Source organism: Enterobacter sp. IF2SW-B1 (assembly GCF_001743375.1).
Taxonomy (GTDB): domain Bacteria; phylum Pseudomonadota; class Gammaproteobacteria; order Enterobacterales; family Enterobacteriaceae; genus Enterobacter; species Enterobacter bugandensis.
Genome location: NZ_MJAA01000007.1, coordinates 132,776 through 149,997 on the forward strand (window position 1 = coordinate 132,776; position 17,222 = coordinate 149,997).

The following is a 17,222-nucleotide window of genomic DNA, read 5'->3' on the forward strand; positions in this document are numbered from 1 at the left end:
GTCCTCTTAGTTCTGCAATTCTTTGCTGACCGGCAGGTTTTCAAAATCCTGCTGATTGCGGCGCGCGCCCTGCGCCAGCTCACCCAGGATTTTGGTCAGGAAGGGGGTTTTCAGCGTGTAGTAGCGTTTGGCGATAATGGCGCTCAGCACATAGCAGATCGCCGGTGCCAGCGTAAACAGGCCGATAATGATGCTGATGGTCGCGCTGTTCTGGGTTTTGGCCGCCGCGTCGTAGCCGCCGCCTGCCAGCATCCAGCCGATCATCGCCCCGCCCAGCGCCAGGCCGAGCTTCAGCACGAACAGCGTGCCCGCAAAGCTGATGCCGGTCAGGCGTTTGCCGTTGGTCCATTCGCCGTAGTCGACGGTATCGGACATCATTACCCACTGGATTGGCGTCACCAGCTGGTGCAGCACGCCGATAACGAAGATAAAGACGAACATCAGCACGGTGGCGTGCATCGGGACGAAGAACATCGCCACGCTGACCACCGCCAGCGCGGCGTTGGTCCACCAGAAGATGCTGACCTTGCACTTCCAGTCGGTGAGCGGTTTCGCCAGCGCGGAGCCAATCAGGTTGCCGACGCAGTAGGTGGTGAGGAACGCAACGAATACTTCCGGCGAGCCCATGATCCAGGTGCAGTAGTACATCATCGCGCCGCCGCGCACGCAGACGGCGAGGATATTGAGGATGGTGAGCACGCCGACGATGCGCCACTGGTCGTTTTGCCAGATATCGCGCAGATCTTCCCGCATGGAGGTGGTGCTCGGCGGCACCTGGATGCGCTCTTTGGTGGTGAAGAAGCAGAACGCCAGCATCAGGAACGCGACCACCGACAGCACGGCGATCCCGCCCTGGAAGCCGAACGCCTTATCGTCGCCGCCAATCAACTTCACCAGCGGCATCATCAGCACCGTGGAGAGCATGCCACCCGCCGTCGCCAGCACGAAGCGCCAGGACTGAAGGGAGATACGCTGCGTCGGGTCGCTGGTGATTACCCCGCCCAGCGCGCAGTACGGGATGTTGACCACGGTATAGAGCAGGGTCAGCAGGGTGTAGGTAACGGCGGCGTAAACCATTTTGCCGTTGAGGCTGAGGTCCGGCGTGGTGTAGGCCAGCACGCAGACGATGCCGAACGGGATGGCACCGAACAAAATCCACGGACGGAACTTGCCCCAGCGGCTGCGGGTGCGGTCGGCAATCAGCCCCATGCACGGGTCAGAGATTGCATCCAGCGCGCGGGCCAGCAGGAACATGGTGCCGACAAACCCGGCGGGAATGCCGAAAATATCGGTGTAGAAAAACATCATATAAAGCATGACGTTATCAAAAATGATGTGGCTGGCGGCGTCACCCATACCGTAGCCAATCTTCTCTTTTACTGACAATACTTCGCTCATATTTTTTATCCTTCACGCTGTAGGAGGCGCTGAGACCGGTTGCATTGGTTTTAAACCATTGTTTCAAAGGCGGGTATTGCGTTTTCTGGTTAGCAGATTACGTTTCTTGTTTTTTGTGATCGCGATAAATGTTGGAGAGCACAAAAGGCTAACCTGAGGATTTTCTTAAGAATTAGCTGAAACAGGGGGGTACAGGTCAAAAGAGAGGTGAAAAAAGTGGTGTGGGGTATGTGGTAAATGCCTGAAAGTAGCTATAATGCGCCCCGCCTCCATGTAGCAATCGAGGCGCGGAAGATCGTCATCTCCGGTGAGGTGGCTGGACTTCAAATCCAGTTGGGGGCGCCAGCGTTCCCGGGCAGGTTCGACTCCTGTGATCTTCCGCCAAAAATTTCTACTCAGATAATTTTATCCTTTATTCATAAACTTTATATCATAAACTTCGCCCTGTTATTCAGGTAGATACCACGAAATCTTATCTTGTATGTCAATAGGTATAGTTTCTAATTTATTAAAAACAATATCATCCTCACTAATATATTTAATATGTTCTTCAACCAAATCAATATCTTCAGGAGAAAAACCATATCTAAGCAATAAGGTGTGAATAGGATTTAATGTTCCATATTTAAGCAATCCCATCATTTTCATGGCATTATTATCTTTAGTCTTTTCATAATAAACGCGGAAAGCTCCCATAAACGCATCCGTGAGGGAAAAAGATATTACAGTATCTAAATAGTCATACGTGTCGAATACAATTCGATCATAACTTACATTCTTAGCTTTGATATTGTTGAACATTGAAAATGCATTTTCTAAAGTAATATCGGGTATTTTACTCGCTGGCTGTATAAATGGAGCATAACCATTTCTATTTTCATCACGATTAGAAGCGTAGCTATATCTCATCCCAACTATTTCCTTAAAAGATTTACCTTGGATAAGGTAAAAAAGTATCGTTATTGCATTATCAAAGACGTTACTTTCTCCTTTCAATAAATCCCTGCCGATATAAGACTCAAAAACAAATTTTAGATTTGAACGAACTATATCCCTTTTTATTTTATTGCGTTCACCTTTGAGAGAACCACCATCGGCATTTTCAAATATGATATCTAATGCATCTTTAATGCAAACAATAACGTTCATTCCAGATATTCTATTTATTCTAGAAACTGGAAGATTATAATTCTCATCAAATGAACCATCAAAAATTGAAGAAACAAACTCATTCATGTCATGACTGGGATCATCTAAAACATTTTCCAAAATTGAATTCTCACTCATTTTAAATGTTGAATTTATTCTCTGAGCAAGCAATTCTGGGTTTTTTGTATAAACATAACCATAATCAAAGACATTTTCTTTTGTTAATCTCCCGCTTCTTCCTATTAGATTTTTAAATGCTAACCCTCGCTCTTCATCATTATCAGCCTGGATTCGCATGTTCACTAGCCAAATAATATCAAACGGCATATTTATGCCCTGAGCTAATGTGCTTGTAGCAAAGCAGATTTTTGCATATCCGCTCCTGATAAAATCTTCAATAAGAAATCGTACTTCCAATGGAACTGAACCATGATGAATCACGACACCAATCTTAAGCAAATCTACTAAGGTTGATTTATGACCGTGGTTATTAGCGCCCAATAACTCTTCAACTTTAGATATAATACGTAAAGCTGTTTTATTAGATATAGCATTAAAGCGATTTATAAATTTTTCAAAATCTTTTTTGAAATGGCCATTGTATAATGAAGCTTTTGAAACATATACGAGTACAGATTTTGAACCATCAAAAGCAAAGTCCTCAAATGAACCATCGAAAGGAACAACTTTATTAAGCAAATGTCCTTTTTTTATATATGGCGAGAAGTAAAAATCTTTTTTATTAGAATGTTTAAAAACAAAAACTTTCCCAACAGTATTATGCGGATAAGCGTGTGAATAAGACTTACTTAGATCCAATCCATGTTTTTGCATTTGTGCATTAGGATTTTCAACAAATGGATGGGCAAAAACCAATTTCGCGTTTTCAAAATTTAACTTTATTCTTCTTACCAGAGCATCAAATGTAACTCCTCTTTCCTTTTCTTCACACACTTGTGCTTCATCAAAGAAAAATAGATCTATTTTCAACTTATTTCGAATTGGGAATAAATCCCTGGCTCTTTCAGGGGTTAAAATAAAAATGTGACGCAGGCCTTCTCTGCTGTTGAATATCATGTCAGCGAAAGAGGATATCATTATATTCTTTGATTTTCCAAATTTATCACGGAGATTATTTATATATTCAGCAATCAAAGCCCTCGAAGGAACAATTATAACGACATCCCCTTTTAATTTTTCAATGTAGTCTTTTATAGAGAATGATTTTCCTGCGCTTGTTGGCGCGGAAATAGAAACATATTTTTCTTCTTGAATTGCTAACCTTATACTAGCCTGGACAGGCGTTAAGTATTCCTTAAAAATTCTATGATTTGTTCTTCCAATCCCTGACAAAATAAATGAAAATAAATCATCTGGCTTAGTGTTTTTATAAAATAAGCCTAACTCCAAAACTATCCTCTCTTCATAAAAAGAAAAATCTTTGTGATGAAATAATTTATAATAGGTCAACTTTTCTAATAATTTGTTGTCTACTGGACCTTTTGTATGTAGCTGCATAAGCAAAGATTCAATACTCTCGCTGGGATTTACATCTTCTTTTATCTTCAGAATTGCTGCTTTCATTTACAAATCACCCCCACAAGATAAACTATACTACACTTATTCAAGAGATTTTTTTGCTTAACACTTTCTAAAGCATTTTTAATAATAAGTTCATAGTTCTCAGAGTTTATAGAAAATGCAGCAACTACACCGAAAGACTCGTTGTCAAGGTTGTCACAAGCTTCTTCCCCAGCCAAATTTGTCAAATGAACTGCATCTCTTAGATGCTTTTCAACATTTAGAAAATCAATAATTTGTGTTAATGCATCACCATGAGGATTGGAAACACCTGAATATTTTGCCTCACCAAAATTGACCATTTTTTCAGGACATACCGTATGAAAATCAAATCCTTCATTCTGTTTCTTTTGTGGTTTCCAAAGCTCTGCAATTGGAAGAGAAACATGATCAAAAAGCTTATTTAATGCCCTCGAAGCCCCCATTGAAACCATTATCTCACCAAATTCAACACCTATATCCTTTTCAGATGAAGATTGAGCTTTTATTTGGTTAAATATATCAACTAATAATTTCGAAGTTTCCTCTACAGTATATCTATAACATCTTTGCGTACGATTATCTAAATCCATCATCCATGATTTATCCAAAACTATCTTCGTTAATTCTTCTGCAATTTTATTTATAGTTTTTATTCTTATTACACATATCTTCACCATTGCTTCAGCGCTATTTAATTCATCATGGAAACATCCCCAATCAACATCATCCCGTGTTCTAACAATGTTTTTATTATTCATATAACTCAGCCCTTATTCTTAGGAAGATTGAATAACTGCTTAACTGAAAATAAATATAAATCTGAAACAAAGAATTAATTTTTAATTGATTAATCTACAACGATTAGAGATGAGTAACAATGCTGTTTATATAAACAGCACTTCACTGAAAGACTTATTCATACCAGTTATAGATGTATGCTCTATTGCTTGTTGAGCCTTAATTTACAAGCCTCCTTCACCCACTTACTAAAATTCCCTTTCCCTGCCGCCTTCTCAATCTGTTCCAAAAGCTCATCCTCGAACCGGATGTTCTTCATAGTGCTTTTGGTACGGTCAAAATTTGGTTTCTTTTTCTCTTGCATGGTAGGTACCACTTCAGTTAATTTATCTACACGTGGTACCTACCACATGGATTTTGAATTCTGACAACGCCCAGAAGTGTTGGAGCACTAGTGGGCGTCTAACCTCACCAACTATCAAGGAGTTGATTATGGCTGATTCGCATTCTACCCCAGACACCGACCAATCCGGAACCGAGCGTTCGTTAATTGTGGGATACCGCCCGAATGTTTTCGACAAATCCACGCCGAAAATCATTCTTTCCGGCAAGTGGCTGCGCGCAGCAGGTTTTGACACCGGACAGCAGGTCACGGTAAAGGTGATGAAAGGGTGCATCGTTCTGGTGGCGTATAACGAACAGGAGCAAAGGATTCTGGACGATTACAAACGCACTAAAGCAAAGTTATGCCAGATCGAGAGCACACTGGCGAGCCTGCAATTATCATAATCGTTCCTGCTGTTATCCAGTTGGCTGCTGAGTATGCAGCCAACATAAAAAACAATATGGAATGCCAGATTTCTTCCATAACCTCCAAAAAGCAATCGAACCCAACATGTAATGCTAACTTACAAGTTCAATATTTGATGACATTCATCATTTCAATACCTGATGCTATTTTAAGTTAGCATTTATCTTACGATGGCAACGAAATCATAATTCAACGTTATAATCTTTAAAAACCCATCTGAGAAACTTATACGTCGCAAAGAGCAATTTTAAGTCCCACTTCCATATTTTATTTTCTATTTTGAAATGAAAGTCACAATTTAAATCCATAATGAAGAGTAGCTTCCCTCAGTCTATAAAAGGAGATTGCGATGGCTATACCTGTTTACTTATGGCTTGAGGATGATTCAGGCCGGAGGATTAATGGATCTGTCGATATAAAAGATCGCGAAGGCTCAATAGAAGTGATTGAATTTATGCATTCAATAGAACAACCTGTAGATAAATCCTCCGGAAAAATCACAGCAAAACGCATTTGTAGTACCTATGCATTCATGAAAGAGATTGATTCATCATCCTCTTATCTATTCAAAGCCTTGTGCACTGGACAAACACTAAAAAAAGCAGAGTTTATATTTTACAGGATCAACTATAACGGACTTGAAGAGGCTTACTTTAAGACAACTTTAGAAAACGCAAGAGTTGTTCAAATTGAACCTGTCATGTTTGATATTAAACATCCGCAAAACGAACACTATACACACCATGAATATGTAGATCTGACATATGAAAAAATCACATGGCATTACATTGATGGAAACATCATTCACTCTGATACCTGGAAAGAACGCGCTTAAGGAGAAAATATGTCTTGGGAATATGATGTAAAAGAGCATAAATTTTATCTGGATGGTGTCTACCAATTTGATGCAGATTACGCAGGAGCAAGTGGTTACAAAAACGATCCGTCACAAGAATGTGTAAAAAACAGCGGACCGCTGCCACGAGGTACCTACACTATTGGGTCCCCTCATAATTCAGCCCATACTGGGAAATATACTCTCAGCCTCACGCCCTACTCGACAAATGATATGTGTGGTAGGGACTCATTTAAAATACATGGTAAAAGCAGTTTGCACCCCGACGACTCTTCTGAGGGCTGCATCATTGCTCCCCTGAGTGCCAGAAGGAGTATCTGGAAAAGCAACGATACGGTATTGATTGTCAAATGAAGCATTTATTTTGTTTATTGCCATTACTCGTTGCAGTCAGTTCGCACGTCTCAGCAACGGAAATGACCGGCTTCGCGACCCGATATTACGATGAAGACGGCTCGCTGACGGAAATTTCAACAACGATGCCCCTTACTCCAATCATCACCATCGGTAAGAAAACCGTGCAAATGGAGGTTACTCACCTGTCAGATATCACCAGCACACCAGTCAATAAAGACAGTTCCGCTCGTTGGGTCTGCCTTCATGACAACGATGGCACAAATTACTGGTTCATCTCGGATAACGAAATGGGTGCAGGATTGTTAACTGCGCTAGTTATAGCCAAAGATGGCATCCATAACGAGTGTGCTAAAACAACGGAACCTGTCAGAGTCTCAGTCGCTAATGTTCCATTATTAAATGCGACGCATGGGAATTTAGTCGAATTGTTCGGCAAGAAAGAGATCGCCAAAAAGAAAGCGATGCTTTTTTACCAGGAGACGCCAGTACAGAACGGATTCATTCAAAGTAATACGGTCTCGTATTACTTCGATGGCGAAAAAGTGCGTGGCGTAATCATCGGGCAAATTACCAGTAACTAGCTTGCAGACGCCCTCTCCAGAGGGAGAGGGCGTTAAACCTGCCCGCCCAACCGCATAAGCAGCAACGGAAACGGATTCCCCTGCCCGTCCAGTTCCGAGCGCCCGACCAACTCAAACCCCATATGGCGATAAAATCCCACACCCAGCGGGTTCTGCTCATTCACATCCACTTCGTTCGCGCCGAACGCTGCGATGGCGTGTTGCAGCAGCAATTTCCCGACACCTTTCCCCCGACTCGCATCGTCAACAAACAGCATTTCAATGCGGTTTTCATCCACGCCTAAAAAGCCGTAAATAACGCCTGCGTCATCCTGGGCCATCACGACGGTGAGGTTAGGCAGGTACGCGTTGAGCAATAACGGGCGCAGCGCCGCGATATCACTTTCCTGTAAAAAGTGATGGGTGGCGCGGACGGAGGATTCCCAGATCGCAACCAGACGTTCGAAGTGTGAGGGGAGTGCGATTTCTATTTTCATGGGGGGATCATTATAGAGCGTGGCGATTAAATCAAGTATCCAGAAGCATGGAGGTAATAAACTGAAGACCTTAAATGCAGTTTTAAACTCTCGTACACCTGAAAGCCGAGAGCGTATCAGTGAAATGGCCCGGAAGTTGGTTCAGGAAACTGGGCAGAAGATAGATCATGACAAGCAAGAATCATCATCAGGGAATGAGAACAAGGAAAAGAGTCAATCTTTCATGGCAGTTGTTCGGTTTAACCGAACAACTGAGGAACAGTGAATATTGTAGTGAACTGCTCCCCCTCACCCTAACCCTCTCCCTCAGCGAGAGGGAACCGATTGTGCGGTTTGTCCCCCCACACAGCTCGCGCTAAACCCTAATCTCCATCACCGCATACACCCCGTCCTTCGGCACGATCACGGTGACGTTTTCCACCGGCACGCCCGCCGCGAGGTGGATGTCCTGCAGCTGCTGCAGCGTCCTCGGGTGAATATCCTCCCAGCCGATACCGCGCAGCACAAAGTCAATGTGCGGGCTGCTGGTCAGCATGTTCGACACAATCACCGCGCCGCCGGGCTTGACCAGACGTAGCGCGCGCTGAAGGAAAATCACCGCATCGGTATCGTTGAAGTATTCGAAAATCCCCAGCGCGTCGACCAGTTCGGCCTGCCGCTCGCCCAGCTCCAGCAGCAGGTCCTCGTTACGCACCAGCGTATGGAGCAGGTTGCGCCTGAGCAGCGTCAGCTGTTCGCCCACCACAATGCCTTCCTGCGCCGCCATGGTTTCGGCCCAGCTGAGGGCCACGGGGTCTTTGTCCACCAGCGTGAGATAGACCTGCTGGCCGTCAAGCTTTGCTTCGCGCAGCGCCTCCAGCACCGGAATGGCAGCGCCGCTCGCGAGGCTGACCCAGTTGTTCTCGCTCGCATTGCGAATGTATTTATCCACCAGCGCGGCCAGCACCCGGGCGCGGGAACGGACGCCAACCGCATCGTTCGCGTGGATAAACCACTGGCGGCTGTCGCTGTCCATTTTTGTTCCGTCAGGCAGGCGCTCTTCCAACGGGTTTTGCACCACGAACAGCGCCAGCGCGGAGGGGACCAGCCGGGTGCGCCACGCGGTGAGCGCCGGACGGTTACGGAAGGCCTGTTCAGAATAGCGATTCTGCGTGACAAGCACGGCCTGCCCGCTCTCGTCGTATTCCACACGCGGCGGCCGGAGCGCTGGCTCGGCTTTCAGCGCGCGGTCGAGGGAAGCGATCTCACGGGCAGCATCGTCTCTCATCGGCCACTGGTCGCTGACGTCGGGAAATGACGCGCTGAAAATCGTCATATTTTCCGGCGCATCGCCGCGAAAAGGCTGCCAGTTCATGTCGTCTTCCCCCCCGTTAGGCTTTTAACCGAAGTCTATCCAGGCGAGCCAGTAATGCCCCAGGAAGAAAGCACGATTTTTACTGCTTCACCCATACCAGCTGATCAACCCGGAAGCCCAGACTGCGCGCGGTGTTCAGGTAATCCTGCTTCACCGCATCCGGGATGGTCGGCGTGCGTGACAGGATCCACAGATAGTCGCGGTTCGGGCCGCTCACCAGCGCGTACTGGTACTTATCGTCCAGCCTGATCACGTTATACCCGCCGTAGAACGGGCCGAAGAACGATACCTTCAGCGCGGCGGTGGTCGGCTCGCCGGTAAAGTAGGCTTTGCCCTCGCTCTCGTTCCACTTGTTCTTCACCGGATCAAAACCCCGGTTAAGCACGCTGATGCCGCCGTCGCTGCGCTCGCCGTAGGTCGCCGTCACCTGTTCCAGACCGCGTTCAAAGCGGTTTTCCAGACGGGCGACTTCGTACCATTTGCCGAGATAGCGGCTGGCGTCAAAGTGGGTAATAGGCTGCACGCCTTTCGGCGGCGTGGGGGATTTACAGGCGACCAGCGTCAGGGCAATCGCAACACCGGTCACAACAGGCCATAGCTTCATGAGAATTCCTTTCATTTGCACGGTTGGAAGTTAAGTGTAGTGCACCGTTTCGGCGCTTCATCCCGTTCGGGAAAATTCGTAGTATATTGAGAGTATTCCTCCACCCTGGACACGGACATGGCTTACTCCATCGGCGAATTCGCCAGACTCAGCGGCATCACCGCCACCACCCTGCGGGCGTGGCAGCGTCGCTACGGTTTACTCAAGCCACAGCGCACGGAAGGCGGCCACCGCCAGTACAGCGATGAGGACGTCCAGCAGGCGCTCAAAATCCTCGACTGGGTAAAAAAAGGCGTCCCGATCGGCCAGGTCAAACCGCTGCTGGAACGCCCGGCGCCGGGGCGGACCAACAATTGGCAAACGCTGCAGCAGAGCATGCTGCAACGCCTGCAGGACGGCAAAGTCGAGTCCCTGCGCCAGATGATTTACGACGCCGGACGCGAGTACCCAAGGCCGGAACTGGTCGCGAACGTACTGCGTCCGCTGCGCAGCCAGGTCTCGGCTAACGTCGCCGCCGCCATGACCCTGCGCGCAATCCTCGACGGCATCATCATCGCCTACACCTCGTTTTGCCTCGAAGGCGATAAAAAAGCGCCGGGCGACAATATTCTGCTCAGCGGCTGGCACCTGAACGACCCGTGCGAGATCTGGCTCGAAGCCCTAACGCGCACCGGGCAGGGCCATCGCATCGACATTCTGCCAGTTCCGCCAGACGCGCTGGCACCGGAGATTTTCCCGGAGCGGAAATGGCTGCTGGTCACCAGCGGCAAGCTCACCGCCGGGCGGAAAAAGCAGGTGGAGCAGTGGCAGCAGCAGGTATCGCTTGAAGTAATTATCCTCTGATAATTTTCTCCTGCGGGAATCTTCACGAAAAGTTGAATATTTTCCCACGCCGCAGATGCTAACGTTTTCCTGTGACGAATAACTCAACAGGAAAACACCATGAAAAAAACTGCCCCTCTGCTGATCCTGGCCTCGATGGCCTTTGCCCCTGCCGCCTTTAGCGCCCCTGCCGGCACGCTAAGCGTCCACATTCTTGACCAGCAAACCGGAATGCCGCCATCAGACGTTACCGTTACGCTGGAGAAGCAGCAGCAGGACAAATGGACCCCGATTGCCAGCGGCAAAACCGACCACGATGGCCGTATCAAATCGCTCTATCCGCAGGATCAGGACATGCAGCCTGGCGTGTACAAAGTAACCTTTAAAACCGCAGAGTATTTCCACGGCAAAAAGCTGGATACCTTCTTCCCGGAGATCCCGGTGCTGTTTACCGTGACCCGCACCAACGAGAAGCTGCACATCCCACTTCTGCTTAGCCAGTACGGCTACTCAACCTACAAGGGCAGTTAAGACGCATTGATTTTAAAGGATTATAAAAAATAGTTCCGCGAATACTTGGACAAATTAGTCATGTTGTGTAAGTTTTAGTTATATGAACGGGAGGACTACACCATGACAACGAAACCTGTGCTCGGTATTAGCGGATGTTTGACCGGATCCGCCGTTCGCTTTGACGGCGGACACAAGCGTATGGGTTTCGTCATGGATGAGCTGGCCCAGTGGGTGAATTTCAGGCCCGTCTGCCCGGAGATGGCCATCGGCCTGCCGACGCCCCGCCCGGCGCTGCGTCTGATCGTCACGACAGACGGTGAAACGCAGATGCGCTTCAGCCACGCGCCTCACGAAGACGTTACGCAGAAAATGGCCGACTTTGCGGCAGATTATTTGCCGAAAATCGGCGATCTCGCAGGCTTTGTTGTCTGTGCAAAATCCCCAAGCTGCGGCATGGAACGCGTGCGGCTGTACGATGAAAACGGCAACCGGGGCCGCAAGGAGGGGGTCGGGCTGTTCACCGCCGCCCTCCTTGAAACCTTGCCGTGGCTGCCCGTTGAAGAGGATGGACGCCTGCACGACCCGGTGCTGCGGGAAAACTTCGTCGAGCGCGTTTTTGCGCTGCACGAACTCAACACGCTACGTAAAAATGGCCTGACCCGCCGCGCGCTGCTGGACTTCCACAGCCGCTATAAGCTTCAGCTGCTGGCGCACCACCAGGCGGGTTACCGCGAAATCGGCCCGTTCGTTGCCTCGCTGCACGAGTGGGAAGACCTGGACGCTTTCTTCATAGCATACCGGGAAAAGCTGATGACCATCCTGAAAAAACCCGCCTCGCGGAAGAATCACACCAACGTGCTGATGCATATTCAGGGCTATTTTCGTAACCAGCTCAACACCCGCCAGCGCGGCGAGCTGCGCGATGTGATCCTGCATTATCGCAACGGACAGTTGCCTATCCTCGCCCCGATCACGCTGCTGAAGCACTACCTGGCCGAATACCCCGACCGGTATCTGATGACGCAAAACTACTTTGATCCCTATCCTGATGATTTGGGTCTGCGTCTGGCAGTCAAGTGATGAAAAAAATGCGAAGGCCCCATTGACCCATAGAGGCCCAAAGCAGTACCCCGTTTAGACGACATCCTCACTGTCGTCTCTTTTTTGCATTTCATCTTAAAGACTGTGATTATATACAGGCCTATTCTGCAAAAGGGGCCTGCCTGTGATCAACACCCTGCACATTCAAAACTACCGCTCCATCCGCGAGATGTCGCTGGAGCTGGAGCAGCTCAACATCGTCTTCGGGCCGAACGGTACCGGGAAATCCAATATTTACAAGGCGATACACCTGATGCACAGCGCCGCGCAAGGGCAGTTTTCCCAGGCGCTGGCGAACGAGGGCGGCATTCTGAAGGTGTTCTGGGCAGGCAAAACCCGCAGCGACCGGCTGCGGCGGATGAATCTGGCGGTAGAAACTGAGACCTACGAATACGAGCTGCAGGTCGGGTTTGTGGAGAAGCTGCCGTATCCCTCACAGTTTCAGCTCGACCCGGTGATCAAAGAGGAGTCCATCTGGCTGAGCGGCCAGCACCGTCGTCCTTCGTCACAGCTGATGAAGCGCAGGAATCAGGCCGTATTTCTGAACAACGTGCATCATGAAAAAGTGACCCACAGCGGCACGCTGTACGAGAACGAATCGGTATTCGGGCAGCTTGGCGAACCGCACCTTTACCCGGAAGTGTCGCAGATGCGCGAGTCCCTGCGTAACTGGCGCTTTTATCATGAGTTTTCTGTATCAATCGGCTCGGCGATACGCGCTCCGCAGGTCGGTTTCCGCTCCCCGGTGCTGGCCAGCGACGGCGCCAACCTGGCGGCGGCGTTTCAGACCATCGTGGAGATTGGCGACGAGCTGCTGCTGATGCGCATCCTTGACCAGGCCTTCCCCGGCTGCGTGTTTTACAGCGACAACAGCGGCGGACATTTTCGCATGATGATGCAGCGCGAGGGGCTGAGCAGGCCGCTGGAACCGGCGGAGTTCTCCGACGGCACCCTGCGCTTTCTGTGCCTGGCGGTGGCGCTGTTAAGCCCGCGCCCGCCGGCGTTTATCGCGTTAAACGAACCGGAAAACAGCCTGCACCCGCAGATGCTGCCCGCCCTGGCGAGCTTAATCGCCGAGGCCAGTCGCTACTCGCAGATCTGGCTCACCAGCCACTCGCCGGAGCTGGCGACGTTGATTGAGAAGCACAGATCGTTTTCGCTGTATCAGCTATCGATGGCGGAGGGGGAGACGAGGGTGGAGAGGCTGGGGTAGCCTCCAGGAGTACGGAGACTGTTTTTCCGCATCTCGCTTCAACGAATCATGCCAATAAAGAACCCCAGATATCCGGCCCGGCTTAACCATAAAAAAGGGCTGATGAGGCCGGACCGCCGGAGATTAATCAACTCTCTCATGGGAGCCAGGCCATCATTTTTGATAACGACATTTTTTGCACAATAGCGACAATGCATAATCAGAAATAAAATCCCGGCGATCGCAAAACCAAAATAACTTTCGCGACTCCCCCAAAAATGAGTGCTTAATTTTAAATAAGTTAATCCCCAGATACTGACTAGAAAGACGATAAATGAACATGCCGCGATGTTCATGTCTCGCTTACTACCCAGACCAAAAAATAGCGCGTCAAAGAAAAACATCGGGGTAAACGGTGACTGGACGCTTCTTCCCGTCACTTTACTAAAACGAAAAAACATGACCGTTCCAACGAAAAATGCGAACAGCGCAATTCCTAAGAGCAGATAAATCATTTAATTAATCCTTTTTGAAGGGCCAGGATACGAGTTCGGTACTGCCAGCACCGTCGATCTCCGGCAGGTTGTTGTGATTTTCACTTTGTCGGATACTAGCACCAATACCTCCGCCAATTCTGAAAGCACCACCAACGCCATCTTTACCTACAGATCCTTCAATTGAAAAAATACCAGCGGATATGGAACCGGAATAATCATAAGCCGGATTGAAATCCTTAATTGGATAAGGCCCTAAAGTTAATCCAGCCGACGCATCCGCGCGCCAGCCAAACACCTTTGTTATCCCGCCATTAATTGCGAATTTATCTTCTGAAAGGACCCCCTCCAGATAGCCCCCGCCGACATAACCAACAGCCACCTGACCTTTTACATCACCATGGATTTTTGCCGTATCCCCTACTGATGGACCAATATGAGAGTCTTTAATAGCCTTGTTAATTTTGTCGGGAGATACACCTTTACCGCCGAGATCGAAAGCCAGTGAAGCATCCTGTTGCGTTGCTGGAGGCACTAATCCACCCCAGTTTGAGGTAGCATTATTCTCTGCCGCGTTCTTCCCACCTTGCGCCCCAGCAGCTGCCGAAGCCGTACTCCCTCCCGCCAATCCACCCGCCATCCCCGCCGATACTGAAGCCAGCGTAATGACCGTCTGCATTTGATCTTCACTCAGTTTCGACAGGTCTTTCACATCCGGATAGAGCAGGCTGGCTATCGCATGCGCAGCCAGCTCCCCTGACGCGGCCCCCGCAGCTCCCGCTGCTGCAGGTAGTCGATCAGGCAGTTAATACGTGCGTCACGGGTATCTTTCGGAACCGGCTGGGCGATGAACTGCGCCTGCCCGCCCTCGCGATGGGGCGGGACAATCATCCGACGGGCAATCTGGTTGGCGACGACGCTGCCAAAACGCTGGCGAATGATATACAGACAGCAGTCCAGCGCAGCCGCGGTACCGGCAGAGTTGATGATATTGCCGTCATTCACGTAGAGGGCATTGATATCCAGCTGGACGTTCGGAAAGAGCGACTGGAAGTGATGTTCAAACTCCCAGTGGGTGGCGGCCCGTTTACCGTCGAGGATCCCCGCCCAGGCCAGCACAAACGATCCCAGACACAGGCCGACAATTTCCGCGCCGTTGTCTCTCGCCAACACCAGGCTGTCGAGCAGCGCCTGAGGCGGCCGTTCAAGGACGTGCTGCCAGTAGGGAACGACAACAATGTCGGCCTGCCCGATGGCGGTGTAATCCTGCGTAGCGTTGAGGGCAAACCCGTCTTTTGAGGTAAGAAACCCCGGCGTTTCGGCGCAGATCGTCACGTTAAAGCGCTTTTCGCCGGAGACCGAATCACCAAACAGGATGCAGGGAACGGAGTAGTGGAACGGGCTAAACCCGTCTACCGCGACAATCGCGACGTTGATTAGCGCCATCTGTCTCTCCTTTCCCGTTAACGCACTCAGAATATAACGGTTTCGCCATCCAGGGGAATGCTCACCACTTCGCTCACCTGGTTGGCTTCGACGTACTCACGCAGCGCGCTGCGGGTCAACAGGCAGTGGTTAATCGCCTCCATGTGGCTCGCGACGATTTTAGCCTGCGGCAGCAGGAAATGGACGTTAAGCACATCTTCCTGTCCCATAATAATGGGCCCAAAGCCGATGACGTGGGCATAACCGGCGTTCAGTACCACCACATCCGGCTGGTGTTTTTGCAGATCGGCTGCCACCTCTTCGCGCCAGATGGTATCCCCGGCAAGATAGAGCGTCTTCTCATCAGGATGACGCAGCACCACGCCACAGGCCTCGCCCAGCCGCTCCGCCAGTTCTGGCACGGCGTAAGCGCGGTCGGTCCCGTGCTGGCCGCCGTACGTTTTCGCAATCCGAACCTCCCCGAAGGTGGTCTCGTCGGTCATGATCGTCAGGTTGGTAAATCCCTGGCTGCGCAGCAGCGCGGCGTCACGATCGTTTTGCACGTAGATCGGTTTGTCTTTGGCGATCAGCTCTGCCGCGGTGCGATCCCAGTGATCGTCATGGGTATGGGTGACGATCACCGCGTCGGCGTTCAGCAGCGTATTGACGTCGACGGGAAGTTCGACCGTCGGGTTACGGCGTTCGGCATGCGCCGTACCGGGAAAGCCCGGATAAGCGCCTTTCGGGGCCAGCATCGGGTCGATTAAAAGGCGTTTTCCGGCGTAGGTAATCAGCAGGGTGGCATTGCGAATTTGGGTAATATTCATGGGCTATCCTCCGGTTGGTGTGATAAGGAGGATAGCCAGCCGTCACAATTGGTGCTGCGGGCTAAAGGGCGATTACCGATGGAATCGGGCCATTTTCATCACCGCGTTTTCTGCCGGCACCTTTACCAGCCCGGCACCGCCCCGCCGTTGAAGATCGTCTCTGCCGCTTTCGCCACTTCCGGTGACTGATAGGACTGGATAAACGCCTTCACGTTCTCCGCGTCTTTGTTGTCTTCGCGCGTCACCACGATGTTCACGTACGGCGAGTTTTTATCTTCAATAAAGACGCTGTCATGCACCGGCGATAGCCCGGTTTGCTGAAGATAGGTGGTGCTGATGATGGCGACATCCACTTTCGGGTCATCCAGCACGCGCGGCAGCTGTGCCCCTTCCAGTTCCATGATTTTCAGCTGCTTAGGGTTGGCGGTAATATCCAGCGCCGTCGGCAGCAGCCCAGTGTCCGGCTTCAGGGTGATGAGCTTCTCTTTTTGCAGCAGCAGCAGCGCGCGGCCAAGGTTGGTCGGATCGTTTGGAATGGCGATAGTCGCCCCGTCCTTCAGGTCAGAGACGGATTTGATTTTGCGGGAATAGCCGGCCATCGGGAAAACAAAGGTGTTCGCCACGGCGACCAGCTTGTAGCCATGCGCCTTGTTATCTTCTGCAAGGAACGGGCGATGCTGGAAGACGTTGGCATCCAGCTCTCCCTGGTTAGTGGCATCGTTGGGCAATAGCGAGCCGCTGAAGCCGACCAGCTCCACGTCCAGGCCATATTTTTCTTTTGCCACCTTTTTGGCGACTTCCGCCACGTCCTGTTCAGCGCCGTTGATGACGCCCACTTTTATGTGTTTGGCATCGCTGCCACTTTGATCGCACCCTGCCAGCAGCAGGCCAGCGAGAACCAGAGCACCCAATCGACGTTTCACGAGAAAGTTCCTTTTGCTGAATGTTGTAGTGACTATAT

General features: G+C 49.9%; 19 protein-coding genes, 1 tRNA gene and 2 pseudogenes. 9 read left to right on the forward strand and 13 right to left on the reverse strand.

Going from position 1 to position 17,222, the window contains the following annotated elements; all coding sequences use genetic code 11:
- Nucleotides 1-6: 6 nt before the first annotated feature.
- On the reverse strand, nucleotides 7-1,398 hold the full coding sequence (locus A6013_RS15295) for a glycoside-pentoside-hexuronide family transporter (protein ID WP_063437862.1): 1,392 nt from the start codon (nucleotides 1,396-1,398) through the stop codon (nucleotides 7-9).
- A gap of 289 nt (nucleotides 1,399-1,687) precedes the next feature.
- Between A6013_RS15295 and A6013_RS15300 the strand changes: the two genes are divergently transcribed.
- Nucleotides 1,688-1,782, forward strand: a tRNA-Sec gene (locus A6013_RS15300).
- Nucleotides 1,783-1,845: 63 nt separating this feature from the next.
- Here the strand turns inward: A6013_RS15300 and A6013_RS15305 are convergent.
- The 3 genes from A6013_RS15305 to A6013_RS15315 all read right to left on the reverse strand — a co-directional run bounded on the left by A6013_RS15305 (nucleotide 1,846) and on the right by A6013_RS15315 (nucleotide 5,212).
- Nucleotides 1,846-4,131 (reverse strand): DEAD/DEAH box helicase, encoded by a 2,286-nt coding sequence (locus tag A6013_RS15305; RefSeq protein ID WP_069733367.1) that lies wholly within the window; start codon nucleotides 4,129-4,131, stop codon nucleotides 1,846-1,848.
- A complete protein-coding gene (locus tag A6013_RS15310; protein ID WP_069733368.1) occupies nucleotides 4,128-4,868 on the reverse strand; it encodes a hypothetical protein in 741 nt (246 codons plus the stop codon). The genes A6013_RS15305 and A6013_RS15310 overlap by 4 nt, the downstream gene beginning before the upstream one ends.
- A gap of 182 nt (nucleotides 4,869-5,050) precedes the next feature.
- Nucleotides 5,051-5,212 (reverse strand): YlcI/YnfO family protein, encoded by a 162-nt coding sequence (locus A6013_RS15315; RefSeq protein ID WP_065419814.1) that lies wholly within the window; start codon nucleotides 5,210-5,212, stop codon nucleotides 5,051-5,053.
- A gap of 128 nt (nucleotides 5,213-5,340) precedes the next feature.
- Here A6013_RS15315 and A6013_RS15320 point away from each other — a divergent pair, with 128 nt between their 5' ends.
- The 4 genes from A6013_RS15320 to A6013_RS15330 all read left to right on the forward strand — a co-directional run bounded on the left by A6013_RS15320 (nucleotide 5,341) and on the right by A6013_RS15330 (nucleotide 7,453).
- Nucleotides 5,341-5,637, forward strand: a complete 297-nt coding sequence (locus tag A6013_RS15320) for a SymE family type I addiction module toxin (RefSeq protein WP_069733369.1) — start codon at nucleotides 5,341-5,343, stop codon at nucleotides 5,635-5,637.
- A 371-nt stretch (nucleotides 5,638-6,008) separates the two neighbouring features.
- On the forward strand, nucleotides 6,009-6,494 hold the full coding sequence (locus A6013_RS15325; RefSeq protein ID WP_069733370.1) for a type VI secretion system tube protein TssD: 486 nt from the start codon (nucleotides 6,009-6,011) through the stop codon (nucleotides 6,492-6,494).
- A gap of 9 nt (nucleotides 6,495-6,503) precedes the next feature.
- On the forward strand, nucleotides 6,504-6,869 hold the full coding sequence (locus tag A6013_RS25310) for a tlde1 domain-containing protein (protein ID WP_072051083.1): 366 nt from the start codon (nucleotides 6,504-6,506) through the stop codon (nucleotides 6,867-6,869).
- Nucleotides 6,866-7,453, forward strand: a complete 588-nt coding sequence (locus tag A6013_RS15330; protein WP_226858982.1) for a hypothetical protein — start codon at nucleotides 6,866-6,868, stop codon at nucleotides 7,451-7,453. The genes A6013_RS25310 and A6013_RS15330 overlap by 4 nt, the downstream gene beginning before the upstream one ends.
- Before the next feature lie 32 nt (nucleotides 7,454-7,485).
- On the opposite strand, the gene A6013_RS15335 is transcribed toward A6013_RS15330, so the two are convergent.
- From A6013_RS15335 to A6013_RS15345, 3 genes are all read right to left on the reverse strand, one after another.
- The gene (locus A6013_RS15335) at nucleotides 7,486-7,929 is read right to left on the reverse strand and encodes an acetyltransferase (protein WP_069733372.1); all 444 of its coding nucleotides are present in this window, start codon (nucleotides 7,927-7,929) and stop codon (nucleotides 7,486-7,488) included.
- 355 nt (nucleotides 7,930-8,284) lie between these two features.
- Entirely contained in the window at nucleotides 8,285-9,283 is a 999-nt protein-coding gene (locus tag A6013_RS15340) for a class I SAM-dependent methyltransferase (RefSeq protein WP_069733373.1), read from the reverse strand.
- A gap of 79 nt (nucleotides 9,284-9,362) precedes the next feature.
- Nucleotides 9,363-9,887, reverse strand: coding sequence for a lipocalin family protein (locus A6013_RS15345; protein ID WP_028014997.1), 525 nt, complete (start codon nucleotides 9,885-9,887; stop codon nucleotides 9,363-9,365).
- A 117-nt stretch (nucleotides 9,888-10,004) separates the two neighbouring features.
- On the opposite strand from A6013_RS15345, the gene A6013_RS15350 reads away from it, so the two are divergent.
- From A6013_RS15350 to A6013_RS15365, 4 genes are all read left to right on the forward strand, one after another.
- Nucleotides 10,005-10,730, forward strand: coding sequence for a MerR family transcriptional regulator (locus tag A6013_RS15350; RefSeq protein ID WP_047366897.1), 726 nt, complete (start codon nucleotides 10,005-10,007; stop codon nucleotides 10,728-10,730).
- 99 nt (nucleotides 10,731-10,829) lie between these two features.
- Nucleotides 10,830-11,240 carry a hydroxyisourate hydrolase gene (gene uraH, locus A6013_RS15355; RefSeq protein ID WP_069733374.1) on the forward strand — a complete coding sequence of 137 codons (411 nt, stop codon included), beginning with the start codon at nucleotides 10,830-10,832 and terminating at the stop codon, nucleotides 11,238-11,240.
- A gap of 102 nt (nucleotides 11,241-11,342) precedes the next feature.
- Complete coding sequence (locus A6013_RS15360; RefSeq protein ID WP_069733375.1) at nucleotides 11,343-12,302, forward strand: DUF523 and DUF1722 domain-containing protein; 960 nt, start codon at nucleotides 11,343-11,345, stop codon at nucleotides 12,300-12,302.
- Between the two features lie 145 nt (nucleotides 12,303-12,447).
- Nucleotides 12,448-13,536, forward strand: coding sequence for an AAA family ATPase (locus A6013_RS15365; RefSeq protein WP_069733376.1), 1,089 nt, complete (start codon nucleotides 12,448-12,450; stop codon nucleotides 13,534-13,536).
- Nucleotides 13,537-13,574: 38 nt separating this feature from the next.
- On the opposite strand, the gene A6013_RS15370 is transcribed toward A6013_RS15365, so the two are convergent.
- The 6 genes and pseudogenes from A6013_RS15370 to nlpA all read right to left on the reverse strand — a co-directional run bounded on the left by A6013_RS15370 (nucleotide 13,575) and on the right by nlpA (nucleotide 17,184).
- Nucleotides 13,575-14,030, reverse strand: coding sequence for a hypothetical protein (locus A6013_RS15370; RefSeq protein ID WP_063437879.1), 456 nt, complete (start codon nucleotides 14,028-14,030; stop codon nucleotides 13,575-13,577).
- A gap of 4 nt (nucleotides 14,031-14,034) precedes the next feature.
- Nucleotides 14,035-14,544 carry a polymorphic toxin type 25 domain-containing protein gene (locus A6013_RS15375; protein ID WP_028014991.1) on the reverse strand — a complete coding sequence of 170 codons (510 nt, stop codon included), beginning with the start codon at nucleotides 14,542-14,544 and terminating at the stop codon, nucleotides 14,035-14,037.
- Between the two features lie 15 nt (nucleotides 14,545-14,559).
- Nucleotides 14,560-14,793: pseudogene (locus A6013_RS27885) on the reverse strand (VENN motif pre-toxin domain-containing protein); the annotation flags it as partial.
- Nucleotides 14,790-15,455 (reverse strand): annotated as a pseudogene (locus A6013_RS15380) (GlxA family transcriptional regulator); the annotation flags it as partial. The pseudogenes A6013_RS15380 and A6013_RS27885, both read right to left, overlap by 4 nt.
- Before the next feature lie 26 nt (nucleotides 15,456-15,481).
- Nucleotides 15,482-16,261: an MBL fold metallo-hydrolase gene (locus A6013_RS15385; RefSeq protein WP_069733377.1), complete on the reverse strand. Its 780-nt coding sequence runs from the start codon at nucleotides 16,259-16,261 to the stop codon at nucleotides 15,482-15,484.
- A gap of 122 nt (nucleotides 16,262-16,383) precedes the next feature.
- The gene (nlpA, locus tag A6013_RS15390; RefSeq protein WP_069733378.1) at nucleotides 16,384-17,184 is read right to left on the reverse strand and encodes a lipoprotein NlpA; all 801 of its coding nucleotides are present in this window, start codon (nucleotides 17,182-17,184) and stop codon (nucleotides 16,384-16,386) included.
- Between the last annotated feature and the right edge of the window lie 38 nt (nucleotides 17,185-17,222).